Genomic DNA, 15,800 nt, shown 5'->3' on the forward strand with positions numbered 1-15,800 from the left:
AAGCTTACAGGTAACGCCGTAATTTCTTCATGGAGGATTTTTCGCTGTCGTACACGCGCTTGACCCCATCGCCCAGGGCCATTTCGGTCACGCGGATGTACTTGACCAGCCGGCGGAAACCGCCCGGCTCGACTGAAGCGGCCTGGTCGCTGCCCCACATGGAACGGTCGAGCGTGAAGTGGCGCTCCACGATGCAGGCGCCCATGGAAACCGCCACCACGGAGGTGATCAATCCGACTTCGTGGCCGGAGTAGCCGATCGGGCAAGGATAGTCGTCCTTCAGGGTCTGGATCATCTTGAGGTTCAGTTCCTGCGGGTCGCAGGGATAGGTGCTGGTAGCGTGTGTGATGGCCAGGTTATCCGTGCCGATAGCCGCCACGGCGTCCTTGATCTGGTCGCCGGTGGACATGCCCGTGGAGACGATCATCGGGCGCCCGGTTGCGCGTACTTTGCGCAGCAGGTTGTGATCGGTCAGGGAGGCGGAAGGCAGCTTATAGCAAACCGGGTTGAAGGCTTCGATGAAATCCACCGAAGGCTCATCCCACACGGACACGAACCAGTCGATGCCCAGTTCTTTGCACAATTTGTCGATCTCGCGGTATTCGGCTTCACCGAACTCGACCCGTTCGCGGTAGGCCATATAAGTGATATAGCCCCAGGGGGTTTCGCGCATCAGGTCGCGCTGTTCTTTGGGAACGCACAATTCAGGGGTACGTTTCTGCAGCTTGATCGCGTCCACGCCGCAATCTTTGGCCGACATGATCATTTCCTTGGCGGTGTCCAGATCGCCATTGTGGTTGATGCCAATTTCCGCGATGATGTAAGCCGGATGCCCGTCCCCAATCATGCGATTGCCAATTTTCATTTCTCGCGCCATTTTACGCTCCTTTAGATCGGTTTAGTTGATTTACAGAGTTTCAGGAAGCCAGAAAACTGCCGACCAGCTGCATATCGCACTGTTCGGTGCATTTCAGGCCGGGCGTCAATTCAAAATGGTCCCGGCGGAAGCGTTTGTATTTTTCACCATTCCAAATATCGTAAAGCGATTCGGTCTTGGCGTCGCCCAAGACGATCTCATTGTTGAAATCTTCCACACATTCCACGGACTCACCGTTGGATTTGACGGTCATGGACGACCAGGGGAACTGGCAGAATTCCAGCCAATGGATGGACTGCGTGCCCTGGTTGTTATCTTCGTACCACATCTGGTCCTGGCTCTTCAGGTAAACATACACGTCCATACCCTTAAAGGCTTCTTTGACCTTTTCGAACTCTTCCTGCTGCCAGGGTTTGTTCAGGTTGATCATGGTGATCACGATGGTGGTATTCAGGTTGCGCTGGGCTTTGACGTCCAACAGCTTAAGGATCTTCTGGTAGCTCTCCGAGAAATTGGACTGCTGGCCGCGCACTTCCTTGTGGCGCAGGTCGTCCACACTCTCGACCGAATACTTGATGTAATCCAGGCCGTTCTCAAAGGTTTCGATGGTACGTTCCAGGTTGATGTTGGCCGGGTTGCAGCTGAAATAGCTTAATAAGCCGCGCTCGGTCATCATTTTCACGTAATCGGGAATGTTCTTGTCCAGCAGCGGATCGCCGTAACCGTGCAGCACGATCACCTTGGGGATGACGTACAGGAAGAAATGATTCTCGCTCATATCATTCTTGTCGATCTTGTAATTTTCGGCCGCGAAGGCTTCCCACTTTGCCCATTCTTCCTGTGACCAGGGGCGCAGTTGGTTGATGACCTTTTCGAAGGTCTCCTTCTGCATGGTCTCGATCGGGCGTGTCATCATAGTCGTGCGCGGGCACATCTCGCAGCGCATATTGCAAGCGTTGGTGGTTTCGATGTTATAGACCACCGGGTTCGGGGAGCGGTATTCCTCCAGTTTTTGCAGCAAGTACTCGCGCTCGAACTTCTGGCCCTGCATCATTTTATATTTCAGGTCGAAAACTTTCATGTAAAAATCAATATCAAACATTGTTTATCTCCATTGATTTGTTTGCGTCTTTCCATTATATTGAAGGACAGCCATTATAACGCTTTGTAAAAAACCTCTCAAATCGCCTGTTCAGCTGCTCAGGCGTTCGATCAGCAGTTCGCACAACTCACGCACCGCGCCGAAGCCGCCGGGGCTCTGCAATACCAGGTCGGCGCTTTGGCGCACTGCCGGAAAAGCGTCCGCGGGCGCCGCGGCAAAGCCCACCAGCGGGAAGCAGGGCAGGTCGTTCAGGTCATTGCCAACGTAGAGCACATCTTCCGGTTTCAGGCCGCGTTCCAGAAATAGATTCTTCAGGACGGAGGCTTTGTCGCCCACGCTCTGCAGCACATCCAGTTTAAGTTTGGCGCAGCGCGCCGCCACCACCGGGTTGGTCTCTTTGGACATCACCAGCACCTGCATGCCAGTCAACTGGCGCAGGCGCTCCAGGCCCATGCCGTCCGCGCGGCTGGCAGCCACCATCTCGTGCCCGTCCTGGTCAACCCACACGCGGTCATCGGTCATGACGCCGTCAAAGTCGAGGATCAGCAGGCGCGGGGTGGCCGGAAAAGGCCGGTGTCCCTGCTCGGGAGCCACGATCTTCAGGCGGTCTTCCATAATGCTGGTCTCGGCGCGCTGCCAGTCCAGCAGCGTATCGATGTCCACGGTGTAAGCCGGGTCAATGAACAGCGGCAGGATCACGTCGCCGCTCATGGAATTCTTCTCCAAAATGGCGCGCGGGCGAATGGCGTCCACGTGCCCGGTCTGCCAGTATGTATCGGGTAATTGCTGGCGGGGCGCGTTGAAAGCTTCTTTGACACCCGCCACCGTCAGGATGGGGCTCATGCTGCCGTCGGGGTTGACCGACCACATCTTATAGGGATTCTGGCCGGAGGGCACCACCCCGCGCACCGAATCCGCCTGCGGATGGTCGAGCAGCAGCTGCACGGCCTGATCCAACAAATCGGGCGGGCGGAAGGGCGAAGTGGGGCGCAGTTGGATAAGCACATCGGGATGATAATCTTCGTGCTCGGCCAGCCATTCCAGGGCATGCTTGAACACCGGGAAATCCAGAGTCTCGTCGCGCGAGAATTCCTCCGGACGCATGAAAGGCGTCTTGGCGCCATACTGGCGCGCGACCGCCGCAATCTCTTCATCGTCAGTGGAGACGATGGTGCGCGTGACGGCCTGCGACTGCAAGCCGGCCGCGATGCTGTAGGCGATCAGGGGCACGCCGCCCAGCGGGCGGATGTTCTTGCGCGGAATACTCTTCGAGTTACCGCGCGCCGGAACGACTGCCAATACTTCAGGTTTCTTCATGAGATTATCCTGTTCTTAATCATAGATCACGCGCTGGTGATACTGGCCGGACTGCAGAATGCCCCAGGCCAATTCCAGCGCCTTTTTACCATCTTCGAAGGTGCAGCGCGAGGGTTCTTTACCGCCCGCCAGCTCGATAAAATGCGCCATCTCGTCCATAAACATCTGGTTGCGTTCAAAGCCTTCCGGTGCGGGGAAGCGCTGCTCGCCCTGCGGCGTGCGCAGGCGCACCGCGCTGTCGGCGTAATCCCAGTATAACGTGCCAGACGTACCAACGACCTCCAGATCGTGGCGCTTGTCGCGCCGGAAATAATCCAGGTGCAGACTGCCGGTCAGATCGTTCTCAAAGGTCAATACAGCCTCGGCCGTATCCTCCACATCCACTTCCAGGTCGCTCAGGCGGCCGGTGAGGGCAAAAACCTCGCGCACCTCGCCGAAAAGCCAGCGCAGGTAGTCCATGGGATGGCACAGGGTCAGCACCACACCCCCACCCAGCTCCTTGCGGGCTGCGTAGCTCTGGCGGTAATCCTCCCAGGGATGCCAATCAGGCAGGTATTCGCCCCAATAACATTGGAAGGTCAGCGGGCGGCCGATGGCGCCCTCTTCCAGCAGTTGTTTGACCTTGGCCAGGCCGGGATTGAAACGGAATTGGTAGGCAGAAAGCACGCGGCTTTTGCCGGCCTGCAATGCGCCTTCCAATTCGGCCAGATCTTCCGGCCGATAAGCCAGCGGTTTTTCAATGAAGAGCGCACAACCCTGTTTGGCGGCCGGCACGGCCACACTCATGTGCAGGGCGGTCGGGTTGGCGATGATAACTGCGGCCGGCCCCTGCGCCAGGGCAGCACCTAGATCGGTCTCAACAGGGTAGGCAGCCAATTCGGCATCATCCAGCGTAGCATGATGGGTGCGGTAAAGCAGGATGTCGCTTTGGCCTAAAGCCGCCAAATTGCGCAAATGACGGCGGCCAATGGAACCCAACCCGGCGATCAGAAATTTCATGCTACCCCTTTACTCCGCGTGTGTCTTCTCAATATCAGGCATTGATAATCTTGAACATGCGCTCGTATAACCGGTAAGCGATTTTTTGAATGAGCGGCAGGCGCGCGATGCGGGTCTTCCACCCGGGCGCGTCTTTCTTTTCCGCGGCCGCGGCCTGCACTTCCACGCCGTACTGGCGGATGACCGCCGCGGCGCTTTCGTCGATCTGGTTGCCCAGCAGGCGCAGCGTGGGCGGTGTGGTGCACAGGCGCAGCATGCCCAGTTTGTCGATGGTCACGTCCAGGTCGCGCATTTGGCCCATCAGGTTGCTGGACCAGTTCTTGGGCAGTGCCTGTAAAATCGCTTCTTTTTTGGTCACCAATTGGTAATGCCCGGCGGATGCCCAAACGCTGATGCCCTTATAGGTAATCAACACGTCTTCCAGTCCGGCCACCTCGCCGCGGTATTTCTCCTCGGTGCGGCCCATCTGGTCCATGTAATGCTGTTCCAGGGCCGGGTCCACCAGGTTGCCGCGCTGCATTTCCACACCCTTGGATGCGGCAAACTTCAGCGTGGATTCGATACCTTCTTTCATGTGCGGCTTGATATACATGCCGCTGACGATGCCCACGTTGGGGAAGGTATCAAGCACTTCCAGGCTGCGTTCCAGCCAACCGGGCAGGTAGAATACGTCATCGTCGCAGTAAGCGATTACCTCGCCGGGCGCGGCCTTGAACATGAGCTGCAGCGCGCCGATCTTGCCGATGTTCTGGCTGGAAAGCATCAAAAAGTCGATATCGCCGGCGTCCTTCAACTGGCGCAGGTAATCCACCAGCTCCGGGCGGCTGCCGTTGTCGAACACCATCAGGTCGTAAGGAACCGAGGTGTGTTTGAGGATGCTCTGCAGGCAGGTTTTGGTGACTTCCAGCCGATTTTCAAAATAACCCAGGGAATTGGGCACGTAAGTTAATACGGCCACCGTAACGCGCGCGGGGACGTAATCCGACTTTTTCCCGCGGCTGGGATTCATTCCAATTCTAGGCAAACTTTATCTCCATTTTGCAAAATTCAGGTATTGAATTGTGTTTCCGTCCAACAGTTTGGATTGATATAATGCTACCATAATTACACTTTTTCAATTAACAAAAGAAAAGACCGCTATGAAACCAACCTTCCTCACCGCGTTGTTTACTTTAAGCCTATGCGCAGGCGCATTTCAAGGCAGCCCGCAAACCCCCGCCCAACCTACTGCGGCGGCGGGAATAACAGCGCCGGATGAACAGCCTGAAGAATCCCGCAGCCTGACCATCTGCCTGGGCTACGAGCCCGAGTCGCTCTATCTCTACGCGGCCCAGTCGCAGGCCGCCCGCGAAGTGCTGCAAGCCATCTACGACGGGCCGTTCGATGAAAGCGGCGGAGAAGTCACGCCGGTCATCCTGACGGAAGTGCCCGCCTTCAGCCTCACCCCGGTAACAGTGCAGGCCGGCCAAACGGTGGTGAACAGCCAGGGCCAGGTCGTTAACCTGCAAGCCGGCACGCAGGTCTTCCCCAGCGGTTGCGGCAGCGCCGACTGCGTCCTCACGTGGGATGGCAGCAGCCCGCTGCAGCTCGACCAACCCAGCCTGCTTTTTACCCTGCTGCCCGATCTGAAATGGTCGGACGGCGAGCCTTTAACCGCGGCAGATTCCGTTTACAGTTACAGCCTGGCGGCGAACCCGGTCACGCCCGCCACTCAAAGCGAAAAAACGCTAGTCGAACAGACCGCCAACTACCAGGCGCTGGACGAAAAGACAGTGGCGTGGGTCGGCCTGCCCGGGCTGGTCAGCGACCGCCCGCAGGATTATTTCTGGCCGCCGCTGCCCCGCCACGCCTGGGCAGAACTCAGCGCAGCGGATCTGCTGCAAGCGGACGCTTCCAACCGCAGCCCGCTGGGCTGGGGCGCTTACGTAATGGATGAGTGGCAGAGCGGCGAATATATCCGCCTGACAAAGAACCCTTATTATTTCCGCGCCGATGAGGGCCTGCCCCATTTCGATACACTGGTCTTCAAGATCACCGATTCCCATGGCGACACCAACCTGGCCAACCTGAAATTCAACCGCGCACCCTTCGCGCAGTTTAAGTACGACCTGGGCGAGTATGAGGAAACGGTCCAACAGAACGGCTGCGACCTGATCTCCACCACGGTGGACATGCGCGACCAGTTAGAAGTGCTCAATATTTTATTGAACTACTTCTCGGACGCAGGCGTGCAGGTTACGCGCGGCGCGCAAAACGAAGCCGCCTGGCTGCTGTTCAACCAGCGCATGCATGAAGAAGAACCCGCATTGTTCAGCGACATCGCCATGCGCCAGGCCGCCGCGGCCTGTTTGGAGCGCGGCGAGCTGGTGGATACCATCTTCCATAACCTAGCCCAGGTGCCCGGCGCCATTTCGTTAAACTCCATCGTGCCAACGGGAGAGGCCAACGCCCAATTGGCGCCCGACCCGGCCAAAGGAAAGGCCTTGCTGGAAAGTGCCGGATGGCTGGCCGGTGAGCCACGCACGAACGCCGGCGACGGCCGCCCGCTTTCGGTCAATTACCTGACCCTGAACGACAACCTCAATCTGGCGGTGGCGCTATCGGTCAAAGCATCCCTGACGGAATGCGGTTTCCAGGTCAACCTCATCGCAGTCGACCCGCAGGTCTATTGGGACAATCAAAACATGGAATCGATCTTCGCGGGCAATTTCGACCTGGCGCAGCTGAACTGGTCGCTGCCGCTTGAGAATCCCTGCCCGCTGTTCAGCGGAACGGTTGGCGAGGGTGACAGCCTGAACTTCAGCGGCTACGATAACGCCGAGCTGGACGTGCTGTGCGCTCAATGGGAAAGCACGCCACTATCGAAAGATAAATTGGACTTGGTTGCTCAAATGGAAGTTTTGCTGAACGAGGAGCTGGCGCTGGTGCCGCTGTACGTCTACAGCGACCTGCGCGTGGCACGCGTGGATTTCTGTCCGGTACAGGCCGACGATCTGAACAATATGGCCGACATTGAGTCCTTCAACTTCGGCGGCGACTGCGCGCTTTAGGTCTGCTAGCCCTGCAGCCAGCGCCGGAAGGCCAGGTAAGCCTTGCGCGGGTTGTGCATGAAGTAAGAAAGCTTTCCCAGAAAGTGTGAGTGCAGCCCGGTCAAGGGGAAGATCTCGACCTCGCGAGCGAAGCGCTCCCAGGTCAGCGGGCGGCGTTCCACCCTTCCCTTCACTAGGTTGTACTGTGCGTCGGCCATGGTAAAGATGGTGTGGTAACCCCCAGCCTGTTCCACATTCTCCTCGGTTTCCGGCAGGCGGTAATGCGCCTGGCCGCCCGGCAGGTGGCGGTAATCGTGCGACTGGTGCACGATGGTAACGTCCTTGGTAGCGTCCACCAGCTTCCATCCCTCCCAGCGGCTTTTGAAAATGAACCAGTTATCCCAACCGGCGCGCCCGATGGCAAAATCGGGGATGCTGGCGTAGCATTCGCGCGGGAACAGGAAATAATCGCTACCCATGGGCGGATGCAGGTTGCCTTTGGTTTTCACATCTTTTTTGAATTGCGCGAAAGCCTGCGCTCCGGCTGCCAGCTCGCTGGTCACGTCCATATCCCAGCGCTGCCCGATCATGACAAAGCGCTCGAAGGCGTTGGCGGTGGCGCGCACGGCTTTGAGGATGTCCGGGAACAAGATGATATCGGTGTTGATGATGGCTAAATAAGGGCTGTCGCTGTTGGCGCGCGCCTGCTCCAGCATGGAGCTGATCAGCGGGGTGCCGTGCGTGTTGCAGCGTACCTCGGGGATATGCCGCACGCCCAATTCACGCGTGTTCTCCGCCACACCCTCGTCGTTGCCGATTACCAGCACCTCCACCTCGTCGCCCAGCGCCTGCCAGGAACGCAGCGCGTTGCGCTGGATGGTGATGATGTGCGGGTCTTTGAAGGGTTTGGGGGTCGTGAAGAGGGTCAGCAGTTTTTCAGCCAATATTCATTTCCTTTACAGCTTTATTCCTTGTCTTTTTTGAGGGAACGTTCGTCGATCTCGTTCATGTACTTGTGGCGCACATCCGCGTTGATCTCGCACAATTCCGGATGCGCCTCAACCAAAGCCAGCACATCGTGCCAGCTGAAGTCCATGCGGCAGCCCATCAAGGCAGCCAGCTTGCGCATGAATTCCAAATCCTCGGGGGTATCCACCGTCCAGCGCTGCGATCCGTAATCGGCCTCAGCGTTCAACACGCTGGTGTTGTAGATGGCCGGACCCGAATACAGGTAAGGCATAACGTGTTCACGTTCGTGCTGCTGGTCGGCATTTTTCCAGGCTTCGCTCAGGGCGGTCATGGTGGCCACTTCCACGTCCAGACCAATCGGGTAGGTACGTTTGAAGGGCGGCGGCAGGCGGTTGGCGGTAAAATCCAGCCCGCGCGTGAGCAATTCCTGCACTGCCTGGTCAATCAACTGCGGGTCGATCAACGGGCAATCGGCCGTGACGCGCACCACCACTGTGGCGCGATACGCTCGCGCGGTCTGGTAATAGCGGTCCAGCACATCAAAAACATCTCCGCGGAAACAATCAATCCGGTTGGCCCGGCAGTACGCCGCGATCAGGTCGTCGCCAATATCAGCCGTGGTAGCCACCACCACCTGATCCACCGTGCGCGCCAGGCGCACGCGTTCCACCACCCAGGCCAGCATGGGTTTACCGCAGATGTCTTTCAACACCTTACCGGGCAATCGACTGGAGCCCATACGGGCTTGAATGATACAGACTACTCGTTCCATCGGGTTCGCATACCGTTTCAAAAATTTTTCCAATAAGTCTATCACTGCGGAGCCAATTTTTGATAAGTTTGCAACAATTTACCAAAATTCCGCCCCCAATCGGCATCCTGTTCGGCCTTAAGTTGTGCCGCCGCACCGCGCTCGGGCACTTCCCGGCGGTTGCGGGCGATCTCAACAATGCGGTCAGCCAGGCTCTTGGAGCTGCCGTCCTTGAAGACCCAGCCTTCGCGCCCGTCGTGCACCCATTCCAGGTTGGAAGGGATATCCGATACCAGCGCCGGGCAGCCGCACGACATGGCTTCCATTAATGCCACAGAGGATCCGTCCACATGCGAGGCGCTCAAATAAACGTCCGCGGCGCGGTAATATTGCGCCAGGCTTTCGTTCTCCTTGTACCCGCAAAACAGGACGCGTTCTTCCAGGCCTTTGTCTTTGACGAACCCCTTGACCTGCTTTTCCTGCGATCCGCCGCCCAGCATGAACATGCGCAAATTGGGCTGCTGTTGGATAGCCTGCCAAAAGCCTTCCAGCATGACGTCCACCCCGTAGCGCGGTTCCCACGAGCGGGTGTGCACAATCAGCAGATCTTCCTCGTAACCCACCTGGCGGCGCATAAAGCCGCGGTCTTTGGGCTGGAAGATTTCATGATCTACACCCCAGGGGAAGATGGTCATGCGTTCGGGTGGAAAACCGAAGGTTTGCGCTTTGCGCCTGACTGTATGGCAATCGGCCGCGAACCAGTCGCTGCAGTCCAGCACGTATTGGGTGGCCGCGCGCCACAATGGGCCGCGATCGGCGTCCTCCAGCATATCAAAGCCCCAGGACATGCTCAACAGCGGGTGAAAGCCCGCCAGCGCCGGCAGCAGCGCCACGCGCTGGATCGGCCCGGCGTGCACCACGTCCGGTTGTACTTCTTCGAGAACCGCCGCGAATTTCTTTTTCAAGCCGATGTAATCCAGCCAGCCAGTGCGGGTGGCGGGTTCGCGCCAGCTCACTTCCTTGATGCCTTCCGGCAGCGGGCGCGCTTCCTGGGTGCGCCGGTCTTGTTCCAGGCGCAGCCAGAAGATTTCATGCTCCGTGCCGTTCAAAGCGGTCAGGAAGCGGTGGTCATGCGGGCAGTAATTTTGAGAACAATATAAGATTCGCAGTTCGAATTCTCCCAAATCAATTTGAAAGCATGCCCCAGCGCAATTCCTTGCCATAAGGGGCATCCACCAGCAGTTTCATGCCGATGACAGCCTGGATGTGGTCCGGCAGGATGGCGCCGGGCGTGGCCGGGCGCAGCACATCGATCATGTCGCGCGTCAGTACTTCGCCGGCTTTTAGGTCGCGTGCGGCCCGCAGACAGCGGCGCTGGATCACCACGGTGTCCACTTCGTTATCCGCTACGCGTTTATCCGGTGAGCCCAGGGCCATTTCCAACTGGCGGGTGTTTTCCACCATTTCGGCCCAGGTCTGCGGGTTCATGGCAAATTTGTGGTCGGGGCCTTCGCGCGAGTTGTCATCGGTGAAGTGTTTCTCGATCACGCGCGCGCCCAAAGCCACCGCACCCAGCACGGTAGCGTGCCCGTGCGTGTGATCCGAAAGGCCCAACACCACCTCCGGGAACATGGCCGCGTAGGTCTTGAGCACGTTCAGATGAATGTGATTGTAGTTTTCCGGGTCGGCGGTGTAGTTGGTATTGCACTGCATCAGCACCAGTTCTTTGTTGATGGACAGGATGGCGTGCACGGCTTTCTGTACCTCGCCGATGGTGGCCGCGCCGGTCGCGATGATAATCGGCTTGCCTTTGGCAGCCATGCGCTCCAGCGCCTCAATCCAGTCAATCTCGCCCGAACCAATTTTGTAAGCCAGCATGTATTCATCGAGCTGGTCGATGGCTTCGAAATCGTAAGGGGAAGAGAAATAATCGATGCCGACCTTGTCGCATTCTTCTTTCAGGATGGGCGTCCAATCGAAGGATACCGAAGCGTCCTGGTAAACCTCGAAGACGGATTTCTTCCATTTGGACTGGTGCGATTGCTGGCCGCCCAGTGATTTGAAACCGTAATCCGACACGATCTTGGGCGCCGAAAAGTTTTGGAACTTGGCCGCGTCCGCGCCGGCATCTTTGGCCAGTTTGATAAGCAATTTGGCGCGCTCCAGGTCGCCATCATGGTTGGCGGCAATGTCCGCGATGAAATAGGTGGGATGTTTCTCGCCAATCCAGTGATTACCGATTTTGAATTCCATTTTTTCCTCCTGAAGAAAGTGAATTGATCTAGCTTGCGTAAGACTTGACCAGTTCCGGGTATCCGTGGCGGAAATGCCTATGGAAACGTTCCAGGCCTTCCGACTGCCCCGGCAGGTCCACACCGGCGCCCTGCAATTTATCCACCCGCAGGGTCAGGTTGGGCGAGCGTTTGGCTAACAGGTTGCCGTCGTTGACCGACACCGGCCGGATCAGGTTGCCGTCCAGTCCGAATTTATCCGCGATGCGGCGTCCGAAGTCATACTTGCTCAGGCATTCCGGGCTGACCGCGTGGTACAAACCAGACAACTGATGGTCTAAACACGAAAAAATCACGTCTACCAAATCCGCCACATACAGCGGGCAGAAATGCACGTCGGTGAAGCCGTTGACCGGCTGGCCGGCCGACAAATTATTCAGAAAAAACTCAGCCAGGCTGCGTCTGCCGCTCAGGCTGTAGCCGTAGAAGTTCACCCGCAGCACCAACGCACGCGGATTGGCATTAAGAACGCCCTGCTCTCCTTCCAGCTTGGTGCGGGCATAAACGGACAGCGGGTTGGGGCTGTCTTCCTCAGTATAGCTGCCGCGCTGGCCGTCAAAGACCGCGTCGGTGGAAATGTGCACCATGCGCACCTCGCGCTGGGCGCACAACGCCGCCAACTGCGCAGGCACTTCTGCGTTGATAGCCTGGGCGGTTTGCGGATTGCGTTCGCAGCTGTCCACATCGGCCATGGCCGCGCAGTGGATCAATACTTCCGGCTGCACTCGGTCAAACAGCTTCTCGGCTGCCCCCGCTTCCAGTAAATCTGTCTGCAAGGTATCAAAAGGCGCGTCTGTCAAAGCGCGCTGGTTGACCAGCCCGGTCAGCTCGTGCTGCGCGGCGGAGGTCAGGCATAAATTCAAACCCAGAAGGCCGGAAGCTCCGGTCACTAAGATACGCATATGCGCTCTACTTTGTTTTGAGACTCTCTTCTACTTGTTCGACAATACCGCCGATCTCATCGGCTGAAAGCCATTCGGTATTGTTGTTACTGGCGTAGCGGAATTCATCGTTGATGGCCTTGCCCTGTTTCTCCCAATCGCGCCCGAACCACAACGCTTCGGCCGGCTGCACCACGTACATATCGTCCAGTTCGACCACAGTGCGGGCTTCGTCTTCGGAGATGAGCACTTCGTGCAGTTTTTCGCCGGGGCGGATGCCGATCACATTAATCTTGGCTTCCGGAGCAACCACTCTGGCCAGGTCGATCACTTTCATGCTGGGGATCTTGGGCACGAACACTTCGCCGCCATGCATTTCTTCCAGGCAGCGGATCACGAAACGCACACCCTGCTCCAGGGTGATCCAGAAACGGGTCATGCGCTCGTCGGTGATGGTGATGGCGCCCTCTTCGCGCTGGCGCAGGAATACCGGCACCACACTGCCGCGGCTGCCGACCACATTGCCGTAGCGCACGCAAGCGAAACGCGAAGCGCGCCCGCCGGCATAGGCATTGCTCTGCACGAATAATTTCTCGGCGGCCAATTTGGTGGCGCCGTACAGGTTAATCGGGTTGACGGCTTTATCGGTGCTCAGCGCGATGACGCGCTCCACACCGGCGTCCAACGCCGCGTCAATGACGTTGCTGCTGCCCAGGATGTTGGTCTTGACCGCTTCCATGGGGTTGTATTCGCAGGCCGGCACCTGTTTCAGCGCGGCCGCGTGCACCACGAAATCGACGCCTTCAAAGGCGCGCCGCAGGCGGGCCGCGTCGCGAATATCGCCGATAAAATAGCGCAGGTTGGGATGGTCGAAACCCGCCTGGCGCATCTCGTGCTGTTTCTGCTCGTCGCGGCTGAACACGATCAGCTTGGCCGGCTGGTATTCCTTCAACATCACCTCGATAAATTTCTTTCCAAAAGAACCGGTTCCGCCGGTCACCAGAATTACTTTATTCTTCCAATCCATTTCTTCCTGATCCTGTTCAAATAATATTTTTACTGCTTTTATTATCGGTTATTTTTTCGTAAATGTGATCAGGGGATATTGCCCCTTTTCACCGTAATAACGCGGGAATAGCTCTTCCAATCCGTACAAAACCGCCAGCCAAAAACGGCCCAACAGCCAGGGCTGAATCATAGCGCGCAGAAAACGCACGCTGACACTGCGCCAGACGAAGATTTCCACGGGGAAATCCTTCCCCAGCATCTTTCGCAGCCCATCCGCGTCCAGTTTGTAGGCGAAGGTGTGTTCGGGTTTGCCCTTTTCGGCTTTCTTCTCTACCTTATCTGTAGACTGGCCGGATTTCTCGCCGCTCAGCACCACTTCGTTTCGCCGTGTCAGGCGTTCCATCAACAAAATGGGGCGCCGGAAAGTGTTCATCATGGACGAACTGCCCCAGCCGTTCACCACTACCGCCCGCGCGCCGCTCTTCAGTACGCGCCGCAGGTCATGATAGGCCGGCAGGTAATCCGCTTCCGGCAGGTGATGCAAGGTATGCAGCGATACCAGTCCATCCATCACGCCTTCGGCGAAGGGCAGGTTGGCCACGTCAGCCACCACGCATAAGCCGTGGTCGCCCACGCGTTCGCGCGCATCCATCAAAGCCACGATGGAGATATCCAGGCACACGCGGTACTGGTAGCCCTCGGAATAAGTCAGGTATTCGGGATACTGGATGGGGCCGGAACCCGCGTCCAGCATGTATTTGCCTTGATGGTTGATGTGGCGGTTAACCCGCAGATGGCATTTATGGATGTATGCGCGCGATACCGGGCGCAGGTCTTCAAATTCAGCATTCTGGTAAACACCGCTGCTGATCTTCTGCCAGCCAACCTGGTCATAGAAATGGCGTACATCCTCTTTAATAGAATTATCCGTCATGCACTTTCCTTAATTAATCAGACTGAGCCCGGATGGCATTCCAATCCAGCGGTTCCCCGGCCAGATAATCGAACACCTGTTTATATTGGGGCCATTCTTTCGACTTGACCACCTCACCCAGCGGGTGTTTGCCATAGTCTTCCCAAAGATAAACCAGGTGCCAGGGATAAGGTCTGGGATATTCGTAGAAAAAGCGGTAGGCATAAGCCCAAGCCAGATTGATCTGTTCTTCTGAAAGCCGGAAATCTTGCGGATTCTCCAGTACAGCCTTCAGCGTTTTGTGATATTGTACCCACGATTGAGGATCCTGCGTGAAGCCGCGCCCGCGGTAATGCGTGTCGCCCACCACAATGACCGGGATACCGCTCATGGCCATTTCCAAACCGACTGTGGTCGTGTACACCAGCCCCACGTCTGCCGCGGCGATCAGATCGTAAGTGTTGACCTTTTCGGTTGGAGCAATCACACGGATATACTCCGGCAGCGTGGGCAGAACGCGTTTGATGACGTCCATCATAGACTGACCATGGATCAGTACCTCTCCCGGATGCACGCGGATGACCAGTTGAGCGTCATTGCGCCCGGCGAAATATTGCAGCGTCTTTTCCAGCCAGTCTTCCATGGATTGCGAAAATACTTCGCGCCCCAATGTCAGGCTGTCGCCCAACACATTGGTGGCCAGTAATACCATCGGCCGTTCATCCAAACCGAGTTCCTGGCGCGCTGCTTCCACACCCTTGGCCGGTACGGCCTGCCAAAGGCGCGCGAAATTCTTCCACACGGAAGCATTGCGGCGCGCTTCGAATTGCTCGGTGATCTTGGCTTTCTCCGGCTCGGTCAGCTCTTTATCCCGGAAAGCTTCCCACATATCACAAGTTTCCTGGCGCATGACTTTGTCATTCTGCGCCAACCAGATGCGTTCACGCTGCTCGCCGAATTCATAAGTTACCGCGGGGATATCCAAATAGCGGGCTACCTCGTAGACTACCCCGAATTCCTGGATGGTGCCGTTGGGTACGATGACCACATCCGGTTTATTCACCTTCAGGTATTCATAAGCGTCCCGCGCGGTGCTCATATTGCGTTTCAAGCGCAATTTGTAAATTTCGCTGGAGGTATCCACGTCTTCCACTTGCAGGGTATACATGCTGTCGTAGCGGGAAATCTGCTCAATACGCTCACGCAAATCTTCAGGCACGACCTTATACCCGGTGTGCAAACTGAGGAAGGAAATTACATCCATGACCGGTTTGGCCTTGGACAGGATCTCCTCCGCATACAGGTTTTGGCGGCGCAGGTCGAATTTATTAATAGGGTTCTGCCAATCGTGGAAGGGCAGATAACCGAGCGTGACTTTGTGGCCCAGCCCGGCCAATGTAATGCCCATTACTGCGGCATGTTCGATCCAATAATGCAGCGTGGCAAAGACAAAAATCTTCTTGCCTTCGCTGCCGGTTTTTTTCCTCAGCGCCTCGGCATCCGCCACCAACTGGGGCAGATGTTGGTCCAGATTCTTGAGCGAAAAACGCGAGTTGATATTCTTGTCATTATGGCGCATCATCCAATACAATTCAGCGGTCAAAGGCACCTGTCCCAGGACAGATTTGATTACGGTTTTTGCACTGCTTTTTTTGTCTGCCAT

At 57.1% G+C, this 15,800-nt stretch carries 14 protein-coding genes; 1 reads left to right on the forward strand and 13 read right to left on the reverse strand.

The annotated features are described in order from the left end of the window. Positions 1 to 4: 4 nt before the first annotated feature. The 5 genes from Pelsub_RS13690 to Pelsub_RS13710 all read right to left on the reverse strand — a co-directional run bounded on the left by Pelsub_RS13690 (position 5) and on the right by Pelsub_RS13710 (position 5,319). Positions 5 to 877, reverse strand: a complete 873-nt coding sequence (locus Pelsub_RS13690; protein ID WP_116225599.1) for an N-acetylneuraminate synthase family protein — start codon at positions 875 to 877, stop codon at positions 5 to 7. Between the two features lie 40 nt (positions 878 to 917). Beyond that, positions 918 to 1,979: a radical SAM/SPASM domain-containing protein gene (locus Pelsub_RS13695; protein ID WP_116225600.1), complete on the reverse strand. Its 1,062-nt coding sequence runs from the start codon at positions 1,977 to 1,979 to the stop codon at positions 918 to 920. A gap of 90 nt (positions 1,980 to 2,069) precedes the next feature. Further along, on the reverse strand, positions 2,070 to 3,296 hold the full coding sequence (locus Pelsub_RS13700; RefSeq protein ID WP_116225601.1) for an acylneuraminate cytidylyltransferase: 1,227 nt from the start codon (positions 3,294 to 3,296) through the stop codon (positions 2,070 to 2,072). A 15-nt stretch (positions 3,297 to 3,311) separates the two neighbouring features. After that, positions 3,312 to 4,295, reverse strand: a complete 984-nt coding sequence (locus Pelsub_RS13705) for a Gfo/Idh/MocA family protein (protein WP_116225602.1) — start codon at positions 4,293 to 4,295, stop codon at positions 3,312 to 3,314. A gap of 34 nt (positions 4,296 to 4,329) precedes the next feature. Next, the gene (locus Pelsub_RS13710; protein ID WP_126440551.1) at positions 4,330 to 5,319 is read right to left on the reverse strand and encodes a glycosyltransferase family A protein; all 990 of its coding nucleotides are present in this window, start codon (positions 5,317 to 5,319) and stop codon (positions 4,330 to 4,332) included. 115 nt (positions 5,320 to 5,434) lie between these two features. On the opposite strand from Pelsub_RS13710, the gene Pelsub_RS13715 reads away from it, so the two are divergent. Beyond that, the gene (locus tag Pelsub_RS13715; RefSeq protein WP_116225604.1) at positions 5,435 to 7,345 is read left to right on the forward strand and encodes an ABC transporter substrate-binding protein; all 1,911 of its coding nucleotides are present in this window, start codon (positions 5,435 to 5,437) and stop codon (positions 7,343 to 7,345) included. A 5-nt stretch (positions 7,346 to 7,350) separates the two neighbouring features. Here Pelsub_RS13715 and Pelsub_RS13720 read toward each other — a convergent pair whose 3' ends face one another. Genes Pelsub_RS13720 through Pelsub_RS13755 form a run of 8 tightly spaced genes read right to left on the reverse strand, consistent with a single transcriptional unit; the run spans position 7,351 to position 15,800 of the window. Continuing rightward, positions 7,351 to 8,268, reverse strand: coding sequence for a hypothetical protein (locus tag Pelsub_RS13720; protein ID WP_116225605.1), 918 nt, complete (start codon positions 8,266 to 8,268; stop codon positions 7,351 to 7,353). A 20-nt stretch (positions 8,269 to 8,288) separates the two neighbouring features. Further along, a complete protein-coding gene (locus Pelsub_RS13725) occupies positions 8,289 to 9,065 on the reverse strand; it encodes a cytidylyltransferase domain-containing protein (protein WP_116225606.1) in 777 nt (258 codons plus the stop codon). 41 nt (positions 9,066 to 9,106) lie between these two features. Continuing rightward, positions 9,107 to 10,267, reverse strand: a complete 1,161-nt coding sequence (locus tag Pelsub_RS13730) for a glycosyltransferase family 4 protein (RefSeq protein WP_158675123.1) — start codon at positions 10,265 to 10,267, stop codon at positions 9,107 to 9,109. Continuing rightward, on the reverse strand, positions 10,230 to 11,297 hold the full coding sequence (locus tag Pelsub_RS13735; protein ID WP_116225608.1) for an N-acetylneuraminate synthase family protein: 1,068 nt from the start codon (positions 11,295 to 11,297) through the stop codon (positions 10,230 to 10,232). The genes Pelsub_RS13730 and Pelsub_RS13735 overlap by 38 nt, the downstream gene beginning before the upstream one ends. A 28-nt stretch (positions 11,298 to 11,325) precedes the next feature. Further along, complete coding sequence (locus tag Pelsub_RS13740) at positions 11,326 to 12,237, reverse strand: SDR family oxidoreductase (protein WP_116225609.1); 912 nt, start codon at positions 12,235 to 12,237, stop codon at positions 11,326 to 11,328. A gap of 7 nt (positions 12,238 to 12,244) precedes the next feature. Continuing rightward, the gene (gene pseB / locus Pelsub_RS13745) at positions 12,245 to 13,243 is read right to left on the reverse strand and encodes a UDP-N-acetylglucosamine 4,6-dehydratase (inverting) (protein ID WP_116225610.1); all 999 of its coding nucleotides are present in this window, start codon (positions 13,241 to 13,243) and stop codon (positions 12,245 to 12,247) included. Between the two features lie 48 nt (positions 13,244 to 13,291). Then, positions 13,292 to 14,158: a class I SAM-dependent methyltransferase gene (locus Pelsub_RS13750; RefSeq protein ID WP_116225611.1), complete on the reverse strand. Its 867-nt coding sequence runs from the start codon at positions 14,156 to 14,158 to the stop codon at positions 13,292 to 13,294. A 13-nt stretch (positions 14,159 to 14,171) separates the two neighbouring features. After that, on the reverse strand, positions 14,172 to 15,800 hold the full coding sequence (locus tag Pelsub_RS13755; protein ID WP_158675124.1) for a capsular polysaccharide export protein, LipB/KpsS family: 1,629 nt from the start codon (positions 15,798 to 15,800) through the stop codon (positions 14,172 to 14,174).

This window comes from Pelolinea submarina, assembly GCF_003966975.1.
Taxonomy (GTDB): Bacteria; Chloroflexota; Anaerolineae; order Anaerolineales; family Anaerolineaceae; genus Pelolinea; species Pelolinea submarina.